The following is a 20,339-nucleotide window of genomic DNA, read 5'->3' on the forward strand; positions in this document are numbered from 1 at the left end:
CCCTAAAACTTCCGCTAACTGCCTGTTTTTACTCTGTCTTTCCGATGTACCGTCGAAGCGTCTGCCCCGTCGGTGAGCGGTGTTATAGGCCCCACACCACACACTGTCAAAGACCTTTTTGCAAAAAACTCACATTTTTTTAATATTACCGTCATACGACCGATTTGCGTAAGTTTATTGCGCAAAAACACCCCACTTGTGATGTTTTCTAAATATCCCAGTTTCCAAGAAGGTAAGTTCAAGGGAAAATTAGGGCAAATCCATGAAGAATCCCTGAATCCAGATGTAAAAAAATGCGAGATTCTTAATAAATAATCTTTAAACGTAACTTTCAGACTACAAGATTTGCACCTATTTCCGCGAATCCCCCCAAACAAGAACAATCACAACACAGAATTCTGATAACAGATGCCTATCCATAATGTTTTTACACTTAAAAGAATCCTATCCGAGGACGCAGCTCTTTATAAAGGGCTCAGAGTGGAAGGCCTCGATGAAAGCCCAGAAGCTTTTGGCGCATCTTATAGTGATGAAGTAAACACTCCTCTGAGCCACTACTCCAAACTTTTAACAAACAACATTGTTTATGGTGCTTATAGTGATAGAGGCTCTCTGGTTGGTATCGCAGGCCTACGAATCCCCAAGCAAGAAAAGCTCAAGCATAAAGCGACGCTTTGGGGAATGTATATAAAGCCGGAAGCACGCGGCAACGGATTGGCCAAACAGATCCTTTTACAGATTATCGAAATAGCAAAAGAAACCACCGAAGAGATTCTCTTAACTGTAGTAGTTTCAAATGTCTCAGCTATCACCTTATATGAGAATCTGGGTTTTATTGAATACGGACGCGAACCCAGAGCACTTAAAATCCAAGACCACTATCATGACGAAATACTTATGCGCTTGCCACTCACATAAAAAGCCACGCGAAAGTGTCTCTCCTAGATCAAAGTCACTATTGCTAAATAGTGCCTCTATACACTCCCCCTGATAAATAGACCTACTATAAACCCCTCCTATAACCATTAAGGCACCACGTGATAGAAGCTGAACTTAAGCGTGAGAAGGAATTTTCCGTAATATTGTCGTCGCACTTTCAAGGTATCTTGCCTAATCTCAATTCCTCTGTGATCTTAGAGACTTATAAGAGAGGGACAAACTAAGTATGAATGCGAGTACAGAACCAGCAAACGGACAGGTCGTTATCGGGCTGAATGCCGTTATTGTTGCTATCATTGAAGAGCAACCAAAGGTTCTTGTCGTCCAACATACTTCTGAAACACTTACTGCTCAGCATGAAACCCTGACAGAACGGACAGCACTTCCCCATGACAATCGGGCCCATGACAATCGACACGAAGCACTGCCCTTTGGTCCCTTTTATCCGCTGAAACACCGTACGCTTGAATCCGGGCTGAGATCGTGGGTCGAAGAACAGACTGACCATGAGATTGGATACGTCGAACAGCTCTACACATTCGGAAATGAAGGGCGCGACCCTCGTGAAGAGGCAGCTGGCGCCCGCTTGGTGTCCGTCGGCTATCTCGCCCTTGTACAAGATACGGCTCCAACAGCAATTGAGAATGCTGTGTGGCAGGACTGGTATCGCTTTTTCCCATGGGAAGACTGGCGCGATGGACCCCCTACTATACTAGAGAGTGATATCATCCCCGCACTGCGAAAATGGATTGAACAGGCAGAAAATAACATCGAACAGAAAGATCGTTACGAACGCACCTGTATTACCTTTGGTCTAGATGACACCCCCTGGAACGATGAACTTGTTCTGGAAAGATACGAATTGCTTTATGAAGCCAGCCTGGTCGCGGAACGACAGGATAGCCTTGATAAAGGCGACATAAGTAATCAGCACGGAACGGCGATGGCACTGGATCATCGACGTATACTGGCAACGGCAATCGGACGGTTACGGGGCAAAATTAAATATCGTCCCGTCGTGTTTGAACTCATGCCGCCGACATTTACCCTGTTACAGCTCCAAAAAGTTGTTGAAGCTCTTTCTGGATCACTTCTTCATAAACAGAATTTTCGCCGTCTAATCGAGAAAAAAGGTCTGGTTGAAGCTACGGGGAAGATCGAAACCCAAACAGGTGGGCGACCTGCGAATCAATTCCGTTTTCGCCGGGAAGTTCTGATGGAACGGCAAACACTAGGCATTTGACAGAACCGCCCCCTCATCCACGTCTCCCAGTTCATCCCACCAACACCACTTATACTAATATTGAGCATAATGTGCTTGACCCAAGTAATACTCACTTGTAGCATAAGTATAACTGGGAGCTCCGGTATTTTTTATAGCCCCCTTATACTCAAATAGAGCAAAAGAGGTTGCCATGTCTGACAATACTGCAGTCGCAGAGACAGAAGAATATACATACACCCCAGAAGTAGCAGAGCGTACTGCCGCTATCTTTGAGCAGGTGTATCCCGCGATCAGTAAAGAAGAATGGCCCGATTTTGCGCCCTATGTTGATGAAATCCTACGTTTGAAAAAAGAACGCAATGCTGTTGTTCTCGCCCACAATTATCAAACCAGAGACATCTATCACTGTGTTTCCGATATCGTTGGAGATTCACTGGCGCTTGCGCAAAAGGCTATTGATGTCGAAGCCGATGTGATCGTTATGGCTGGTGTTCACTTCATGGCAGAAACAACAAAGCTTCTTAACCCATCTAAGACCGTGTTAATACCGGACCCCAAAGCCGGCTGTTCACTGGCAGATTCCATCACAGGCGAAGACGTCCGCAACCTTCGCAAAAAGTATCCCGGCGTTCCGATTGTGACCTATGTAAATACCTCCGTCGAAGTAAAGGCTGAATCAGATATCTGCTGTACATCCGGAAATGCAGTGAAGATCGTTGAATCACTGGGTGTTGATCGGGTGCTATTAATCCCCGATCGCTTTCTTGCTGCAAATGTTGCCGCCGAAACCAACGTTGAAATTCTAACATGGCAAGGCGAATGTGAAGTGCACGAACGCTTTACCGCGCGACAGGTGAAGCAACTGCGCAAAGCACACCCCAATGTCACGGTCCTCGCGCACCCGGAGTGCCCGCCGGAAGTTGTTGAAGCTGCAGACTATTCAGGATCAACAGCAGGCATGATCAATTTCGTATCCGAGCAAAAGCCTGCTGAAGTTGCCCTGATCACTGAATGCTCTATGGGCGATAACATTGCGTCTAAAAACCCGGAAACAAACTTTATTCGATCCTGTAATCTTTGCCCCCATATGCAGCGCATCAATCTGATGAACATCTGTGAATCGTTAAAGACGATGTCACACGAGGTTACCGTCGATCCTGCGCTTGCGGATCGGGCACGCCTCGCGGTTCAACGCATGCTGGATGCAAGTTAAGGAAGTTCCCCATGGCGTATTCCCCCAACACAATTAAAAGCACAACGACAGATGTTTTGGTAATTGGCGCAGGCCTCGCCGGCTTGATGGCCGCGTTACGCCTTGCGCCAAAAGCTGTCACGCTTTTATCAAAAGGGCCGCTTGGGGAAGAAGCATCCAGTGCTTGGGCACAAGGTGGGATATCAGCTGCACTGGACCCCGCCGATAGTCCTGTAAGTCATCTCGCGGATACGCTTGCTGTCGCCGGGGGTATTGCGGATGAAGACATTGCCGCATTGGTCACCGATCTTGGGCCAGAACGCATCCGCGATTTAATCGATCTTGGCGTGATCTTTGACCATGACGAAAAAGGCTTAAGTTTGAGCAGGGAAGCCGCCCATAGCCACAGACGCGTTGTCCACGCCAACGGCGATTCGACGGGCCGGGAAGTCATGCGCGTTCTGCAGCTTAGGGTAAAAGAGGCCGCACACATTACCGTTCTTGAAAATGCGGAAGCAGTAGATTTACTTTCACACAACGACAATATCCAGAATGTTCAGATTTATGGCGCAACGCTTCTGAAAGACAACGAGCTCCAAGCGGTAAATGCCAAAGCCGTTATCATTGCGACCGGCGGCATCGGGCAAATCTACAGCGCAACCACCAACCCCTTCGCCGCTTGCGGAGATGGGTTGGCCATGGCCGCCCGCGCAGGTGCCAGATTAAAAGATCTCGAATTTGTTCAATTCCACCCCACAGCCATAGATGTGGAAGCGACTCCACGTCCCTTGGCGACAGAGGCACTCCGCGGAGATGGTGCTTGGTTGGTGAATGAAACGTCTAATCGCTTTATGCTCAATGAACATCCACTCGCCGAGTTGGCACCACGGGATATTGTCGCCAGAAGCATATGGAAACAAATACAACAAGGCCATCGCTGCTACCTCGATTGTCGCGCTTCTATAGGAGATGTTTTTCCACAGCACTTTCCTACCGTCTATGCACACTGCGAAGACCACGACATTGACCCGACAAAAGATCTGATCCCCGTTGTCCCGGCAGCGCATTATCATATGGGGGGCATTGAAACGGACAATCGTGGGCGAACTAATCTCGATGGTCTCTGGGTTTGTGGCGAAGCCGCTTGTACTGGTTTACACGGCGCGAACAGGTTGGCAAGCAACTCCCTGCTCGAAGCGCTAGTGTTCGCACCTCTTGTCAGTAACGATGTCTGTGATTTCCTCAGCAGCAAAACAATAAACACGCACGCCAAAGTTAAAGCTTCAGAACAATCGCAAATCCAAACCAATGTTGTAAAAGATCAAAATGTCATAGGTGAACTACAAACTTTGAACTATCGCTATATCGGACTTTGCCGGGATGAAACTGGATTGAAGATACTTCTGAAAGAACTGGATCGAATAGAGCTAGACAATCCATATCCCTCGACACGACTAAGAAATATCATGACCACCAGTCACTTGATTGCGACCGCGGCACTTGAACGGAAAGAAAGCAGAGGTGGGCATTATCGCCTTGATTACCCCAATAGCGACCCACGATACCAGCGCCACAGCATTGTAGAACTGAGCCGCCTCAAAAAAGACATCGTCAACGATACGATCAAATTGGCTTCATAGATTGCCCCGAAAACATATAGACGACAAAAAGTATAGATGATGAAAATAACGCCCCTGCCTTCCCCCCTTATCACACAGGCCGTACAGGCCGCGCTTTTGGAAGATCTTGGATCAACCGGGGATCTCACCAGCCAGTCAATGATCCCGGAAGATGCCCAACTCACAGCATCAATTGTAAGCAGGCAGAGTGGCACCCTCTCGGGTACCGGATTTCTCAATGCTGCAATGGCAGAGCTATCGGAACAGGTGATTGTCAAAATTTTACTCGGGGATGGAGCGCGTCTCTCTCCCGAAAGTATCGTTGCCACAATAACAGGTCCGGCACGCGCGATCCTGAGCGGTGAACGTGTTGGCCTGAATTACATGGGCCATCTATCGGGAATTGCCACAGCCACCCGAAATATCGTTGATTTGGTTGACGATCTGCCTGTGCGCGTCACCTGCACTAGAAAGACCACCCCCGGCCTGCGTGCCTTTGAAAAATACGCTGTGCGATGCGGCGGCGGGCACAATCATCGCTTTGGTCTTTATGACGGGGTTATGATTAAGGATAACCATATTGCTGCGGTTGGCGGCGATATAGGGAAAGCCATTGCAACCGCCAGATCTCAAATCGGGCACATGGTCAAAATCGAAATCGAAGTTGATCGGCTTGATCAACTTCGGCAAGCGCTCCCCCACAAGCCCGATATCATCCTACTGGATAATATGGACTTACCAACCTTACGTGAAGCCGTTGCCATGATTGATGGAAAGGCCATCGCAGAAGCATCCGGTGGCATCACTCATGAAACAGCACGGGCTATTGCTGAAACCGGGGTTGATGTGATTTCGATGGGATGGCTAACCCACAGCGCCCCTTGTCTTGATTTGGGGTTGGATACTCTCTAGCCAATTACTCAGGATGAATATTTCGGCCAAAACCTCATGACAATCCGAGCCAGGCACGGATTGTATACCCAACCACCCCCAGAGCAGTAACACCGCCAAACCACAACCCAGCAAACCAAGTTAGTCGGCACCTGAGACTCTTTGCCTCTGGTTGGTTCGGCGTCTTATCTGCAAGGCTTTCCCTAGCCATCAATGGTACCCCTCTTCCGGGTCAACTTTTCCTCGGAATACCCAATAGGCATAAGCTGTATAACCTAGGATTAACGGCACGAGCACTGCGGTGCCAACAAGCAAAAACTCTAGGCTTACATCCGGCGCCGCCGCTTGCCAGATTGTCAGGCTCGGGGGCACCATGTAAGGAAAAAAGCTGATCCCCAAGCCAATATAAGTCAGAATAAATAAACCCAAACTGGCAAAGAAAGGCCAAACGTCATTCTTTTGCTTAAGACCACGTAGCAAGACCAGCGCCGAGGTCAATACAAGAAGCGGAACCGGCGCCGTATAGATAATCTGTGGCATGGTAAACCAGCGTGCCAGAAACTCTGGATTAAGAAACGGCGTCCAAATACTGACAATCCCGATTAAACTCAGGAGGCCAAACAACGCAGGTTTCGCATAACGATAAGCTTTCTCTTGAACTGGTCCGACAGTTTTCAATATCAGCCATGTCGACCCCAATAGAATATAACCAACAACAACAGCAACACCAGTGAGCAGTGAGAAGGGCGTCAGCCAATTCCACCATCCACCAGCATAGGCACGATCAACCACGTCGATGCCCTGTACCAAGGCTCCCAAGGCAATCCCCTGACAAAAGGCCGCCGCAAATGAACCGCCAAAAAAAGCCAAATCCCAAAGCCACTGAGAGTTCTCGCTTCGCCACCTGTATTCAAAGGCAACACCCCGAAAGATCAGCCCTAATAACATAATGGTCAAAGGCGCATAAAGTGCAGGTAAAACAACAGAATAAGCCAAGGGAAAAACAGCAAAAAGCCCTCCGCCACCAAGAACGAGCCAAGTTTCGTTTCCATCCCATACCGGAGCAATGGTGTTCATGGCATAGTCACGTTCGCTTCCCCTCTTAATGAGGGGAAACAAAATACCAATACCTAAATCGAAACCATCCAGCAAAACATACGCAAGAACAGCAAAAGCAATCAGTAAAGACCAGATAAGTGCGAGATCAATTTCCATTTGTCTTACTTCCTGTTTCTTGTATTAGAGTCCGATCATCTGAAGAAAGTGTTTTGGTCGGAAACATACTCGTGGCACGTGTTGGAGCGCCATCAGGCCTGTAATCATTAGGTATATCCGTGTCTGGCGTTCGCTTCATCAGACGAAGAATATAAACCACCCCCACACCAAACACAGCAAAGTACACAACGACAAAAGCAAATAGAGATATTGCGACAGCAGGTGCATCAATCGGTGAGATGGAATCAGATGTCCGCAGCAACCCATAAACCGTATAGGGCTGCCTTCCGACCTCTGTCGTGATCCAACCAGCCAAAAGGGCGACAAAACCAGATGGCGCCATCCATGTTGCAAATCGTAGCATTAGAGGCGTTTCATAGAGTTTTTTCTGCATGCGCCGAAGAAAACTCCACGCCCCCAAAGCAGCCATCAGAAAACCCAAACCGACCATGATGCGAAATGACCAGAAAACAATGGGAACATTCGGCCTGTCTTTCGGGCCCCATTCTTTCAAGCCTTTGATCTCGCCATCGAGATCATGGGTTAAAATCAGACTGCCCAGTTTTGGAATTTCCAGTGCATAATGCACGGTCTCATCCTGCATTGACGGCAAGCCAAAGAGAATAAGCGGAGCACCTTTTTTTGTATCAAAGTGCCCCTCCATCGCCGCAATTTTAGCTGGCTGATGTTCCAATGTGTTTAACCCATGAAAATCACCTGCGATAATTTGGATCGGGGCAACAATAACGGCCATCCACATCGCCATTGAGAACATGATTCGTGCAGATTGATTCGTTTTGTCACGCAACAGATGCCATGCCGCAACACCGCCGACAACAAACGCCGTCGTCAGATAGGCTGCCAAAACCATGTGAACCAACCGATAGGGGAATGAAGGATTGAAAACTGCAGCCCACCAGTCCACGGGAATAAATTGTCCAACATCGTTGATACCGTAACCTGCTGGCGTCTGCATCCAAGAATTTACCGACAGTATCCAGAAGGCAGAGAAAAGAGTGCCAATCGCCACCATAAGCGTGGCAAAGAAATGTAACCTTTTCCCCACCTTGTTCATGCCAAAAAGCATGACACCTAGAAACCCTGCTTCTAAGAAAAAGGCGGACAGGACTTCATAGCCCATCAGCGGACCAAGTATCGGACCCGTTTTGTCAGAAAAAACACTCCAATTCGTCCCGAACTGATAGCTCATGACAATGCCGGAAACCACACCCATCCCAAAGACAACGGCAAAGATCTTTATCCAGTATTTAAATATGCGCAGGTAAACATCGCGACCTGTCCAGAGCCAAAGACCTTCGAGAACAGCAAGATAACTCGCTAATCCGATAGAAAAAGCCGGAAAAACAATATGAAACGAAATCGTAAAGGCAAATTGTACACGCGCCAGAAGGGCTGCATCCAGAAACTCAACCATGTCTAATCGCACTCAGATCAGAGCGCCCTCAGTTGTTGATCTGAATTTATAGTCACCCCAAATAAGTTCGAGCGCAAGACACCCGGTGCGTGCGTATTGTCTCACACAAAAAGTAAGGTTTTATCTCATACTCTAATCACAAAACAAAAAGAGGGTACATCTGGTAAAATGTACCCTCTGATATACATCTCGTGATCAGGACGTTTGTACGCACTATACCTATTAACTGTTCGCAACCGCCGAGTAATCATTCCAGCTGGAAACGGGAACAGTAACCTCACGTGGGGAAACATTCGGTCGTGTAACAGGGCGATAGCCATCTGCCGCTTTTTTACGCAAAGCCTGATCAAGTTGTGCGGTTTCTCTTGGAGAACGCCCACCGTGTACAAGAATTTTCTGACCAACCTGATGTACAGGGAATCCTGCCTTGATCGTATCGCCATTTTCAACATAGCAAACACCATCTACCAAATCGCCGACAGTATCATCGGTAAAATCGAGATCTTCGGAATAATCTAGAAGCAATGGCACAGAAGACCCCAGCTCTAAAAGGGCCTGTCTTGCAGATGCCAATTGCGCGCGCGCCTGTTCCAAATCGGCCACCGGCTTGAACGTCAGGGCATCGACACCACCAGATACGAGGCCCTGCACCTGAATGTAAGCACCGTAACGTAGCTCATTATCTGTGCCTGTCGCACTAGACTGGTCTGCAACACCCAAAACAAATCGACGACGATCACCACCCGGTATGGAATCAACAGCCAAGCAAGCCGCTTCAGCGGCCAGGTGATTTATAATAAAAGCTTCGTCCTGCATATTAAACTTCGCCAAAGCATCCAAAGAGGCTTCTTTTGTATGGGTTCGAATAACATCGGCCCCCGCCTCTAAAAAGTCTTTATGTGCAGCTGTTACCAAGTCTGGACGCGAAATATTCAAAGCTGTCAGGCAATCTTCATTACCAAAGGTTGCACGGTTGAGATCAACAGAAGCCTCGCGCAAAGAGGATTTCAAATCACCGTCTGTCAATAAAACACGACTGTTTAGCGCATCAATAAAGTTTCTCATTATGCAGCTTCCTTCTCTTCAGCTTGAATAGATAGAAGCCGGCACACAGCTTCTGTTAACGGAGAACGATTGAGGGTATAAAAATGGAACGCGTCAACACCGCCATCGATCAAATCACGGCAAAGATCCAGACAAAGTGAAACAGCAACGGCAGCAGCAGTTTCCGGATTATCTTCCAAGCCCTCAAATGCTTTACTCACCCAATCTGGAATGGTTGCGCCGCAACGATCTGCAAACCGTCTAAGTTGAGTAATATTATTAATAGGTAAAATCCCGGGAATAATCGGAATTGTAATTCCGGCTTTTCTCGCCTCTTCAACAAAGCAAAAATAGCTCTCAGCCTCAAAGAAAAACTGTGTAATTGCTGTCGTTGCACCGGCATCCTGTTTTTGCTTTAAGAAAGCCAGATCGTCCGCCAATGATTTACTATCCGGGTGCGGATCAGGATAGGCAGCAACCGCAATATCAAAATCACCAAGCTCTCTCAGGCTTGCTATAAACTCGACAGAATTCTGAAAGCCATTTTCATGAGGTGCAAAGGCCGCACCAAGCTCCTCGGCATCGCCACGGAGGGCAACCAAACGGGTCACACCGAGGTCACGCCAAGCTTTGACTGTTTTCAGGATATCTGTTTTTGATGCCCCTGCCATTGTAATATGGGCCGCAAGCGTCAGGTCTTTATCCTGCGAAAGCTTATTCAGTAAATCTTTTGACTTTTGCTGCCCGGAACCACCCGCTCCATAGGTAATAGAGTAGTATTTTGGCTCAAAAGCTTTCAACCGCGTTACGGTCTTTGTTAGATTATCAAGACCGTTTGCCGAAGCCGGCGGAAACAGTTCAAAACTGATATCTGGTCTTTTCATTCCTATTACTCCGTATCGGGATCGCGACGTGCTGTCCAAATGCAGACCGTCAGCGGATCGCCCGGAAGATGTTCAGGATCAGAAAGGGTTAACCCCGCATCATCGCAGAACTCTTCAATTTGTTTATCATCAAAACCCAACCAATGATGCGCATGATCATCACGTAGGCTGTCCATACGGTGGGGCGCGAAATCCACCAAAATCAATCGACCTCCGGGTTTGATAACCCTTGCAGCCTCGCGCAAACACATTCGTGGATCGAGCGCATAATGGAGCACCATGTTTAAACACACAGCATCAAAGCGGGCATTTGCAAATGGAACTTGGTACATATCACCTTGGCGTACCTGGCAGTTCGTTAACCCCGCACGATCAATGTTATTTCTGGCAATCGCCAGCATCTCACGGGAAATATCCAACCCTACAATCGAGCCAACTTCGCCTGAAACTAGCTCTAGAACACGCCCTGTCCCCGTACCGATATCCAGCAATTCCTTTACAGGTTCCTTTAGCAAGCTTTCCTGGAATGCCGCTTCGATAGAAGACGTGTCGATGTGAAGGGATCTTATTTCATGCCAATCGGATGCATTTTTGCTGAAATATTCATGCGCTTTACGGGCTCGCTCTGCTTTGATGTCTTCCAGACGTTGAAAATCCAAAGCGAGTTTGGGATCTTCCGCCGGGATCAAATCAATAATCAATCGAGCCAGCTCTGAACAAGGTTGATTATCGGACAACCTGAAATAAGCCCAGTTACCTTCTTGATGACGCTCCAGAAGGCCTGCTTCCATCAACAGCTTTAAATGCCGGGAAACGCGCGGCTGACTTTGTCCAAGAATTTGAACAAGCTCGCTCACAGTCAATTCCGCATGGGCACAAAGACCCAAAACACGCAACCGTGTTGGCTCGGCAATAGACTGCAATCCTTTTAATAGTACTTCCACGGTAACGTCTCCTCTAGGCGTAAGCTCTGCGCCAAAATCAATATAACAATATCTTTATATCGTAATTTATCAAGAAAAAAAATAACCCAATAGCGATCATTTTTTATTTTTATGCGACAAAACTCTATTTATCTATTTGTTTTCTCTCCGTTTTGCATGAGGAATCAAGCGCCTTTACAAAAAAATGAAGAATCCTTGGCTTTAGAATAAATCACCGTTTTGCCACATTTAGGGCTAAGTCCCTTCAAAATTGAGTCCTACATTTAAAACCGTAGAGAGCTTCCCCTCTCTACTAGAGATCCTGAAGATCTCCATATTACCCCAAAGCTGGACTCTAGCGGCTGCCGGATACCCGACTGGCAGCCGCATCCCGTTTTAAGACTCCCGATCCCCTTGCGTCATAAGGAAACACCTTATTGGCGAGAGGGGATTTTTTTTGCTATACGCTTTTTAGTTATACGCAAGAGAGTCGATCAGGCATGATGACCTTTCGCATCTTAGTTCCGATAAAAAATAAGGGTTTAGATATTGGGCAGAAGCCTTTTTCAAGGGGAAGACCTTACCTGTATAAGAGGCGGGCGCACTGTCTTTCTGGGATTGAACTTCAATCTTGCTCAGGGACAAGCCCTTATTCTCGAAGGACCAAACGGTAGTGGAAAATCAAGCCTGATACGTATGTTGTCTGGCCTTGTTCGCCCAAAGCTGGGAAAACTTGTCTGGCAGGATCAGGACGCTACGAGAGAGCCTGAAATTTTCCAGCGACATATTCACTACATCGGGCACCGAAACGCAATTAAACCAGTTTTGACGGTTTTAGAGAATCTGGCCTATTGGTCTGGAAAAAAGAAAGACGACCCAAGCCTGGATGACGCTTTAGATCATTTCAGAATGCTCCCACTCAAACATACGCCAGCGAATCTACTCTCATCCGGACAAAGCAGACGCCTGACCCTGTCACGTTTACTAGCCTCAGAGCGATCTGTTTGGTTATTAGATGAACCCTCTGTAGGTCTGGACGTTGCGTCAGTGGCGTTACTTGAAGACGTCATAAAAACACATCGATCAAAAGGTGGTGCCGTTATTTTTGCAACACATAGCTCCATTAATGTCGAGAACCCGAACAAACTTAATCTGCAAGATTACAGCCCGTTATATAACAAGAAACTTCTGGCGGTCGAAAACGAAGAGGATTCCTGGATATGAAGGCTTTCCTCAATATTGTTTCCAGAGATTTGCATTTGGCATTCCGCCAAAAATCAGATTTAACCATGGCTGTTTTATTTTTTATTCTCACCGCCATGCTGTTCCCATTTGGCCTCGGCCCCGAACCAAACTTGCTGGCCCGTATTGCTCCCGGTATTATTTGGGTCACAGCTCTACTGGCCGTCTTGCTCTCCCTTGAGCGCCTGTTTCTGGCTGATTACGAAGACGGCAGTCTGGAACAACTTATTCTGTCATCAACATCGCTAGAAGTTGCCGTTCTCGCCAAGGTCTTTGCCCACTGGTTAACAACAGGTCTTCCCCTAATTCTCGCCGCGCCCTTAATCGCATTACTGTTTAATATGGATTCTGATGCCATGACGATTCTTCTTATCGCCATGATATTAGGGACACCAAGCCTGAGCTTAATTGGGGCGATCGCAGCAACACTGACCCTTGGCGCAAGGCGCGGGGGCGTCTTGATTCCCCTACTTGTTCTCCCACTTTATATACCGACACTGATTTTTGGTGTCGGTGCTATCGATGCAGCTATGAACAGTCTGGAAGCTGGCGCGGTTATCGCGAATGCGCGACCTCACCTTTTGTTGCTTGGCGCGATATTGCTTGTTTCGTTACTAATAACCCCGCTAGCCGGGGCCGCCGCCTTGCGGCAGTCGGTAGAATAGAACACGTAGAACAGAACGTTCAAAATATGAAGAGTTGAGTACGTCCAAATTGAAGGATATCCCTGAATTTATTGATATCCCAAAATTGATTGATATCAAGGCAGGGTATATACCTTTGTTCTAGGGTCTGCTCACCGTTAAATGAACCTGTGCCTGATGCACAAGAATGTTAATTGAAGGGATAAGGACAATGTCGGTCTTTCACCGATTTGCCAATCCAAACAGATTTTTGAAGCTGACCAATCAGGTGCTTCCATGGGTTTCCGGCCTGACAGTACTTTCACTGGCCGCCGGCCTATATATGTCTTTTTTCACCTCTCCCCCTGATTACCAACAGGGTGAAAGCGTACGGATTATGTACATTCATGTGCCATCAGCCTGGATGGCCATGTTCGTGTACACATCAATCGCTATTGCGTCAGTCTGCTCTTTGATCTGGCGTCACCCCCTTGCCGATCTTGCCGCCAAAGCCTCTGCACCTATCGGGGCCGGCTTTACCTTCTTGGCACTTGCAACGGGATCGCTATGGGGTAAGCCAATGTGGGGGGCTTGGTGGGTTTGGGATGCACGCCTGACATCTGTGCTAATCCTCTTCTTCCTCTACCTTGGGCACATGGCCTTGATGCACGCATTTGAAGAACAGGAACGCGGCAACAAGGCTGCGGCCGTTCTTGCCATTGTCGGCTTTGTGAACATTCCAATTATCAAGTTCTCTGTCGACTGGTGGAATACCCTTCATCAACCCGCCTCTGTCATGCGTGCTGATGGCCCGTCAATTGATCCATCGATGCTCTGGCCGCTCTTGATTATGGGGGTTGCCTTCAAGCTTTTTTATATCGTTGTTTTATTGATACGAATCAAAAGCGAACTTATAGAGGCCAAACTACGCAAATATCGCCGCGCTGTTGTCGATAAAGCTCATTAAGGTCAAGGTTAAAAAATGTTGATAAACCAGCAAGAGATCAACAAATATTGATCATGATGTGAATCAAAGTCTTAGGATTTTAGTGTGACATAATGCGCTAGTGTTTAAAGGATAGAATTATGTCTATCTACAGAATAAGAGAAGAAGCTGGGAAAGTATTATAATTAATCCCGGCACAACTCAGGTTACGCAGGACAGTATGGAACAGATAACGAACTTTCTCTCTATGGGAAACTATGGTGCCTACATCTGGACGGCCTATCTTTTGACGGCTGCTGTGATGTCAGGATTACTTGTCACTACCTTACAACGCCTGCGAAAAAACAAAGCTGAATTAGAAGAATTCCAAACGATTCAAAATTCAACCGAACAGTCTGGTCACAAGGAAGAGGCAACCCGCTCATGACACGGAAAAGCCGTAGAATGTATGTACTCGTGGTCGCCATTGCTTTGCTGGCTTCTGCGACAGCGCTCGTGTTAACTGCTCTGGATGATAATATTACCTATTTTTACAGCCCCTCTGACCTCAAAACCAAACAGGTAACTGTTGGTCGGGCGCTCAGATTAGGTGGCCTTGTCGAAGATGGAACTTTTGAAAAGCTGGACGGCGGCCTCAAGGTTAAGTTTTCCATTACAGACGGCGCAGAAACTGTCGCCGTAACCTACGAAGGCATACTTCCTGACCTCTTTCGCGAAGGGCAAGGTGTTATCACCGAAGGTAGCCTGAATGAAAAGGGTGAGTTTGTTGCCCATGAAGTATTGGCAAAACACGATGAGAATTACATGCCTGCCGAAGTTATTGAAGCTTTGAAAGCATCCGGAGAATGGCGCGGAGATGAGGAGCAAATAACAGAATGATTGCTGAACTTGGACAGTTTGCCATTATCATGGCCCTGCTTGCCGCGATTGCTCAATCAATCCTGCCCCTGATCGGCGCGGAACGACTTGATAGCCGTTTGATGGCTTTTGGTAGTCAGGCATCATTGATTCAATTACTTTTTGTTTTTCTGGCTTTTGGCTGCCTGACCCAAGCTTACATCGTTTCTGATTTTACCCTTGTCAATGTTGCTGAGAACTCTCATTCAACAAAACCATTGCTATATAAGATCAGCGGTGTTTGGGGCAATCATGAAGGATCTATGTTGTTATGGATACTTATTCTCGCCGTTTTTGGCGCAGCTGTTGCGGCTTTCGGGCGTAATTTGCCCGTAACGCTCAAGGCACGGGTTTTGGCGGTTCAAGCCATGATAGGCGTTGGTTTTCTGACCTTCCTGATCTTTACATCGAATCCCTTTGCCCGCCTTCTGCTACCGCCTGAAAACGGCCGCGACCTTAACCCCTTGTTACAAGATCCAGGCTTGGCCTTTCATCCCCCGATGCTTTATGTCGGATATGTCGGTTTTTCCGTAGCCTTTTCCTTTGCGATCGCCGCCCTTATCGAAGGCAAGGTTGATGCCGCATGGGCACGTTGGGTTCGCCCCTGGACGCTGACGGCCTGGACCTTTTTAACGGGTGGAATCGCGCTGGGAAGCTGGTGGGCCTATTATGAACTTGGCTGGGGCGGTTGGTGGTTTTGGGACCCCGTAGAGAATGTTTCTTTCATGCCATGGCTTATGGGAACTGCCTTGCTGCATTCCGCCATCGTGGTCGAGAAAAGAAACTCCCTCAAGGTTTGGACCATTCTTCTTGCAATCCTGACCTTCTCTCTCTCTCTTATTGGCACCTTCATTGTACGCTCAGGATTGCTGACCTCTGTTCACTCCTTTGCCGTAAACCCGGAACGCGGTATTTTTATCCTCTTCCTTCTAGCAATTGCCATTGGCGGATCGTTGACGCTTTTTGCGTTCCGTGCCCCGTCCCTCAAAGCTGGCGGCATTTTCTCGCCAATCAGCCGCGAAGGTGGGCTATTGTTAAATAACCTTTTGCTCAGTACTGCCTGTGCAACTGTGTTCCTCGGCACACTCTATCCCCTGTTTATGGAAGCTTTGGGAGGCAGTCGCGTTTCAATCGGACCTCCTTTCTATAACAACACCTTTGTCCCAGTTATGGTTCCCCTCCTTCTACTGGTTTGCGTTGGCCCACTGCTTCCTTGGAAGCGGGCCGACTTGATCGGCGTTCTTGGCCGCTTAAAATATGCAGGCCTGGCAACAATCCTAGCAATATTACTTGCATGGTATGTCACAGAAGGTGGGCCTCTTCTGGCTATTCTGGGGCTTGGCATCGCCGCTTGGATGCTGTTGGGCACCCTGAGCGAATGGGCTGATAAAATAAAGCTTTTCCGCGCACCGCTGTCCACCAGCTGGCAACGCATGATCAAACTCCCCGGCTCCACATGGGGCATGACCTTAGCCCATAGTGGTCTGGCCATTGCCGTCGCGGGAATGATTTCGACCTCTGCATGGAAAGTCGAAGACGTTGCCATCCTGAAACCCGGCGAAACAATCTCAGTTGCTGGAACTGATTATCGTTTTGATGGTGTTCGTGAACTGATTGGCCCGAACTATCAGGCTGTAGAGGGCACCTTCACTGTTAGTCAAAACGGTGAATTCATGGCAACGTTGAAGCCGGAGAAGCGTCTCTATAACGTCCAAAAAATGCCAACAACAGAGGCCGCAATCTATTCCACTTTTGTCGGAGATTATTATGCCGTTATTGGTGATCAGGTAGAAGACGGCGGCTGGACGGTTCGCATTTATCGCGAGCCGATGGTCACATGGATCTGGTTCGGCTGTACTTTAATGGTATTGGCCGGGTTGCTCTCACTGGCGGACCGACGCTTGAGAGTCGGTGCCCCTGCCGGAAAGCGTAAACAGGAAAAGCGAGAACAAAAATCTCAGCGGAATGCCGCAGCATGAACAAGAAAATACTCTTTACCCTTCCGCTTCTGATTACGTTGGTTCTGTTTGGTTATTTTTTCTGGGCTCTAACTAAACCCGGAAGAGATCCTAAAATTCTGCCATCGGTATTAATCGACAAACCGGCACCAGAATTCAATCTGACAGCATTGGAGAACCTCGGTGTGCCCGGCTTTTCCAGAACGGACTTGACGACCAATGGCAAGATTTCTGTTGTAAACATTTTTGCCTCTTGGTGTGTTCCCTGTCTTGCAGAACATCCCGACATGGTCAAGCTTGGCAAACGCAATGATATCAATCTCTACGGCATTAATTACCGAGACAAACCCCAAGACGCTCTTAATTGGCTAAAGCGTAATGGAAACCCCTATCACAGAGTTGGCAGAGATCCCAAAAGCAGAACGGGGATTGATTGGGGCGTTTATGGTGTCCCGGAAACCTTCATCGTCGATGCTACGGGCACTATACGTTATAAACATGTCGGCCCTTTAAACCCGGGTGATCTCGAAAACAAGATTTTACCGATTATCGACAATCTTCAGACACAAGAATAGTCTGATATTCGTTTTTATATCTGGCTTTATATCTGGGAAAATATTTACCTATGCGTGGCTTACTTTTTTTTACAGCCGTCCTCTTCCTCTTCACAGTCAACAGTGACCCTGTGCAAGCTTTCGAGCCTGACGAAGTTCTTGATGATCCGGCATTAGAGGCGCGTGCCCGCGAGATCTCAAAAGAGGTCAGGTGCTTAGTGTGTCAGAATGAACCCATCGATTCTTCAAATGCAGATCTGGCAAAAGAACTACGGATTGTTGTCAGGGAACGGCTAGTTGCCGGTGATAGTGATGACGACGTGAAAAGCTATCTTTCGGATCGCTATGGCGATTTCGTTTTGTTTCGTCCCCCCTTCAACACAGCCACTTTTTTACTTTGGTTCGGGCCCCTACTTGTTTTTGGTATCGGCGGCATCGGACTGATCTTTTTTTACAAAGGAAGCAAAAATCTAAAAGTTGCTAAACCGCTCAACGCAGAAGAAGAAGCACGGTTAAATGAGCTTCTTGACAATGAAAACAAGACAAAAAGCTCAAATTCAGGAGAAACCTCATGATTTTTTGGGCAATTATCGGCGCACTGACAGCACTTTCTCTTGTTGTTCTCATCAAGCCTCTGGCCAGAAAAGCAGATTCTGCGCCTGCCGATACGGCTGAATCAGACCTAGCCGTTTATAAAGACCAACTGAACGAAATAGACAAAGATCTCAAAGCAGGAAATATCGTCGAAGCCCAGGCTGAAATTGCGCGCATTGAAATTCAACGACGCATCCTGAACACCGAACAAGAACAATCTGGATCAACCAAAGGACAACCCTTATCGTCAAATGCGATGAAAGGATTGTTGGGATGCCTCGCCATAACATTCCCAATCGCTGGGTTAGCGTTATACATGTATCTGGGACAACCCGGCGTTTCGGGTATGCCCCTTGCCGAGCGTGACATCGCCGCTGAACGCATGGCAATTGCCCAACAACAAAACAATGAACGCAACACCGAAATGATGGGGCTTGCGGAAAAACTCCAGGCCCGTCTCGAAAATGAACCTAAAAACTTAGAAGGCTGGATGTTACTAGGTAGCACCTATGCAGAAATAGGGAATTTCCCTCTTGCAGAGAGAGCCTTTCGCCATGCAATGGAAAATAACCCGCCGAACCCGATGATATATAGCGCGGTTGGCGAAATGCTAGTTGCACAAGCCGAAGGACAAGTTTCATCTGATGCGCTTGAACTCTTTAGAAAAACACTTGAACTCAACCCTCGAGATCCCCGTGGCTTGTTCTATAGTGGCTTGGCTTTAACACAAGCTAACGCGAACGAGGATGCCCTTAAAATCTGGCTAACTTTACGCACCTATACGTCTGCCGCAGATCCTTGGCTACCAATACTGGATGCACAAATTGTCGAACTCGCCAACCTGGAAAAGATGAACCCGGAAAAGCTGCTCGCATCTTATCCTGCAGAAGAACCAAAAGAAACGGCAGAGCAACAGGGTGATGACCAATCAGGACCCTCTGCTGAAGACATGGCTGCCGCGGCAGAGTTAAGTGCAGAAGAAAGAACCGAGATGATCAACGGCATGGTCGAAAGGCTTGCCGATCGTTTGACAGAAACGCCGGATGATCTTCAAGGTTGGGTACAATTAGCAAGATCTTACCATACACTTGGCAGATCATCAGATGTACTTGAAGCGATAAAAGGGGCTGAAATGGCTGCGGAAAACCAACCTGACGCAGAAGAAGCCCAAGAACAAATTCAAAAACTAAAGCAAGAACTTGGGCTTTAAAGTAAGGCCAGAAGAGCAGCCTCAAGAGTTGTATATATTTTTTTTGCTTTTCATAATGAAAAAACCACACTAATTTCATTAGGAAGTAAAAAACAAGACATTTAAACAATGGGGACATAACCTATGGCGTCAAACGCCGCGGCTATGGTGGATAGAACACCTGCTCTTGTCTGTGAAGACATTCATAAATCATTCGGTAATATCGAGGTTTTAAAAGGTGTTTCGTTAACTGCACACGAAGGTGATGTTATCTCGATGCTCGGTTCCAGTGGTTCTGGGAAGAGTACATTTCTACGATGCATCAATCTTTTGGAAACCCCGAATTCAGGTAAAGTAACCGTTGGCGGCGAGCTCATTAACATGAAAGCTACCAAGTCAGGGGAACCTGTACCCGCAGACAACAAGCAAATCGAACGCATTCGTTCCAAGCTGTCGATGGTGTTCCAGGGTTTTAATCTCTGGTCTCATATGACAACACTGGAAAACATCATCGAAGCCCCAATCCACGTTCTTGGCCTCAGCAAAGCAGAAGCTACCGAGCGTGCGAATGAAATGATGGATAAAGTCGGCATCTACGAACGAAAAGATTATTATCCTGCGCATATGTCCGGCGGGCAGCAACAGCGCGTGGCAATTGCCCGTGCACTGGCAATGAACCCGTCCGTCATGTTATTTGATGAACCAACGTCAGCTTTGGACCCAGAGTTGGTCGGCGAAGTATTGAAGGTTATCCGCGACCTTGCCGAAGAAGGTCGCACAATGATTGTTGTAACCCACGAAATGGGTTTTGCCCGGGAAGTATCAAATCAGACACTTTTCCTTCACAAGGGCCATATACTGGAACAGGGAAATCCAAAAGAGATTTTCGCCAATCCACAATCAGAGCGTTTCAAACAGTTTATCGCTGGAAATCTAAAATAATAAAACAAACACGAGTATAACAATTAA

Annotated in this window: 21 protein-coding genes; 15 read left to right on the forward strand and 6 right to left on the reverse strand. The window is 47.5% G+C overall.

Features of this window, described 5'->3' with window-relative positions:
* Window positions 1-408 precede the first annotated feature (408 nt).
* From ACN0QW_RS08195 to nadC, 5 genes are all read left to right on the forward strand, one after another.
* Window positions 409-918, forward strand: coding sequence for a GNAT family N-acetyltransferase (locus ACN0QW_RS08195; protein WP_417430441.1), 510 nt, complete (start codon window positions 409-411; stop codon window positions 916-918).
* 247 nt (window positions 919-1,165) lie between these two features.
* Entirely contained in the window at window positions 1,166-2,182 is a 1,017-nt protein-coding gene (locus ACN0QW_RS08200) for an NUDIX hydrolase (RefSeq protein ID WP_417430443.1), read from the forward strand.
* Window positions 2,183-2,354: 172 nt separating this feature from the next.
* Window positions 2,355-3,377 (forward strand): quinolinate synthase NadA, encoded by a 1,023-nt coding sequence (nadA, locus tag ACN0QW_RS08205; protein WP_417430445.1) that lies wholly within the window; start codon window positions 2,355-2,357, stop codon window positions 3,375-3,377.
* Between the two features lie 11 nt (window positions 3,378-3,388).
* Window positions 3,389-4,996 carry an L-aspartate oxidase gene (locus ACN0QW_RS08210; RefSeq protein ID WP_417430447.1) on the forward strand — a complete coding sequence of 536 codons (1,608 nt, stop codon included), beginning with the start codon at window positions 3,389-3,391 and terminating at the stop codon, window positions 4,994-4,996.
* Between the two features lie 36 nt (window positions 4,997-5,032).
* The gene (nadC, locus tag ACN0QW_RS08215) at window positions 5,033-5,887 is read left to right on the forward strand and encodes a carboxylating nicotinate-nucleotide diphosphorylase (protein WP_417430449.1); all 855 of its coding nucleotides are present in this window, start codon (window positions 5,033-5,035) and stop codon (window positions 5,885-5,887) included.
* 34 nt (window positions 5,888-5,921) lie between these two features.
* Here the strand turns inward: nadC and ACN0QW_RS08220 are convergent, their stop codons facing one another.
* The 6 genes from ACN0QW_RS08220 to ACN0QW_RS08245 form a co-directional block, all read right to left on the reverse strand.
* The gene (locus ACN0QW_RS08220; protein ID WP_299379049.1) at window positions 5,922-6,077 is read right to left on the reverse strand and encodes a hypothetical protein; all 156 of its coding nucleotides are present in this window, start codon (window positions 6,075-6,077) and stop codon (window positions 5,922-5,924) included.
* Window positions 6,077-7,081, reverse strand: a complete 1,005-nt coding sequence (gene cydB / locus ACN0QW_RS08225; RefSeq protein ID WP_417430451.1) for a cytochrome d ubiquinol oxidase subunit II — start codon at window positions 7,079-7,081, stop codon at window positions 6,077-6,079. Before cydB ends, ACN0QW_RS08220 begins: the two co-directional genes overlap by 1 nt.
* Entirely contained in the window at window positions 7,071-8,516 is a 1,446-nt protein-coding gene (locus ACN0QW_RS08230) for a cytochrome ubiquinol oxidase subunit I (protein ID WP_417430933.1), read from the reverse strand. Before ACN0QW_RS08230 ends, cydB begins: the two co-directional genes overlap by 11 nt.
* Before the next feature lie 222 nt (window positions 8,517-8,738).
* Window positions 8,739-9,581 carry a homocysteine S-methyltransferase family protein gene (locus tag ACN0QW_RS08235; protein ID WP_417430453.1) on the reverse strand — a complete coding sequence of 281 codons (843 nt, stop codon included), beginning with the start codon at window positions 9,579-9,581 and terminating at the stop codon, window positions 8,739-8,741.
* Window positions 9,581-10,444, reverse strand: coding sequence for a methylenetetrahydrofolate reductase [NAD(P)H] (metF, locus tag ACN0QW_RS08240; protein ID WP_417430455.1), 864 nt, complete (start codon window positions 10,442-10,444; stop codon window positions 9,581-9,583). Before metF ends, ACN0QW_RS08235 begins: the two co-directional genes overlap by 1 nt.
* Before the next feature lie 5 nt (window positions 10,445-10,449).
* Window positions 10,450-11,388 carry an ArsR/SmtB family transcription factor gene (locus ACN0QW_RS08245; protein WP_417430457.1) on the reverse strand — a complete coding sequence of 313 codons (939 nt, stop codon included), beginning with the start codon at window positions 11,386-11,388 and terminating at the stop codon, window positions 10,450-10,452.
* A gap of 528 nt (window positions 11,389-11,916) precedes the next feature.
* On the opposite strand from ACN0QW_RS08245, the gene ccmA reads away from it, so the two are divergent.
* The 10 genes from ccmA to ACN0QW_RS08295 all read left to right on the forward strand — a co-directional run bounded on the left by ccmA (window position 11,917) and on the right by ACN0QW_RS08295 (window position 20,312).
* Window positions 11,917-12,591 carry a heme ABC exporter ATP-binding protein CcmA gene (ccmA, locus tag ACN0QW_RS08250; protein ID WP_417430459.1) on the forward strand — a complete coding sequence of 225 codons (675 nt, stop codon included), beginning with the start codon at window positions 11,917-11,919 and terminating at the stop codon, window positions 12,589-12,591.
* Window positions 12,588-13,274 carry a heme exporter protein CcmB gene (gene ccmB, locus ACN0QW_RS08255; RefSeq protein WP_299375711.1) on the forward strand — a complete coding sequence of 229 codons (687 nt, stop codon included), beginning with the start codon at window positions 12,588-12,590 and terminating at the stop codon, window positions 13,272-13,274. The genes ccmA and ccmB overlap by 4 nt, the downstream gene beginning before the upstream one ends.
* Before the next feature lie 190 nt (window positions 13,275-13,464).
* Window positions 13,465-14,199, forward strand: coding sequence for a heme ABC transporter permease (locus ACN0QW_RS08260; protein WP_299375714.1), 735 nt, complete (start codon window positions 13,465-13,467; stop codon window positions 14,197-14,199).
* A gap of 199 nt (window positions 14,200-14,398) precedes the next feature.
* Entirely contained in the window at window positions 14,399-14,605 is a 207-nt protein-coding gene (gene ccmD, locus ACN0QW_RS08265; RefSeq protein ID WP_417430462.1) for a heme exporter protein CcmD, read from the forward strand.
* Entirely contained in the window at window positions 14,602-15,057 is a 456-nt protein-coding gene (ccmE, locus tag ACN0QW_RS08270; protein WP_299375720.1) for a cytochrome c maturation protein CcmE, read from the forward strand. The genes ccmD and ccmE overlap by 4 nt, the downstream gene beginning before the upstream one ends.
* Window positions 15,054-17,054, forward strand: a complete 2,001-nt coding sequence (locus ACN0QW_RS08275) for a heme lyase CcmF/NrfE family subunit (protein WP_417430465.1) — start codon at window positions 15,054-15,056, stop codon at window positions 17,052-17,054. The genes ccmE and ACN0QW_RS08275 overlap by 4 nt, the downstream gene beginning before the upstream one ends.
* Window positions 17,051-17,608, forward strand: coding sequence for a DsbE family thiol:disulfide interchange protein (locus tag ACN0QW_RS08280; RefSeq protein WP_417430467.1), 558 nt, complete (start codon window positions 17,051-17,053; stop codon window positions 17,606-17,608). Before ACN0QW_RS08275 ends, ACN0QW_RS08280 begins: the two co-directional genes overlap by 4 nt.
* Window positions 17,609-17,658: 50 nt before the next feature.
* Window positions 17,659-18,162 carry a cytochrome c-type biogenesis protein CcmH gene (locus ACN0QW_RS08285; protein ID WP_417430469.1) on the forward strand — a complete coding sequence of 168 codons (504 nt, stop codon included), beginning with the start codon at window positions 17,659-17,661 and terminating at the stop codon, window positions 18,160-18,162.
* Entirely contained in the window at window positions 18,159-19,391 is a 1,233-nt protein-coding gene (ccmI, locus tag ACN0QW_RS08290; protein ID WP_417430471.1) for a c-type cytochrome biogenesis protein CcmI, read from the forward strand. The genes ACN0QW_RS08285 and ccmI overlap by 4 nt, the downstream gene beginning before the upstream one ends.
* Window positions 19,392-19,535: 144 nt before the next feature.
* Window positions 19,536-20,312 carry an ABC transporter ATP-binding protein gene (locus ACN0QW_RS08295; RefSeq protein ID WP_417430935.1) on the forward strand — a complete coding sequence of 259 codons (777 nt, stop codon included), beginning with the start codon at window positions 19,536-19,538 and terminating at the stop codon, window positions 20,310-20,312.
* Window positions 20,313-20,339 lie beyond the last annotated feature (27 nt).

Origin of the sequence: Kiloniella sp., assembly GCF_048259265.1 — a bacterium.
Classification (GTDB): Bacteria; Pseudomonadota; Alphaproteobacteria; order Kiloniellales; family Kiloniellaceae; genus Kiloniella.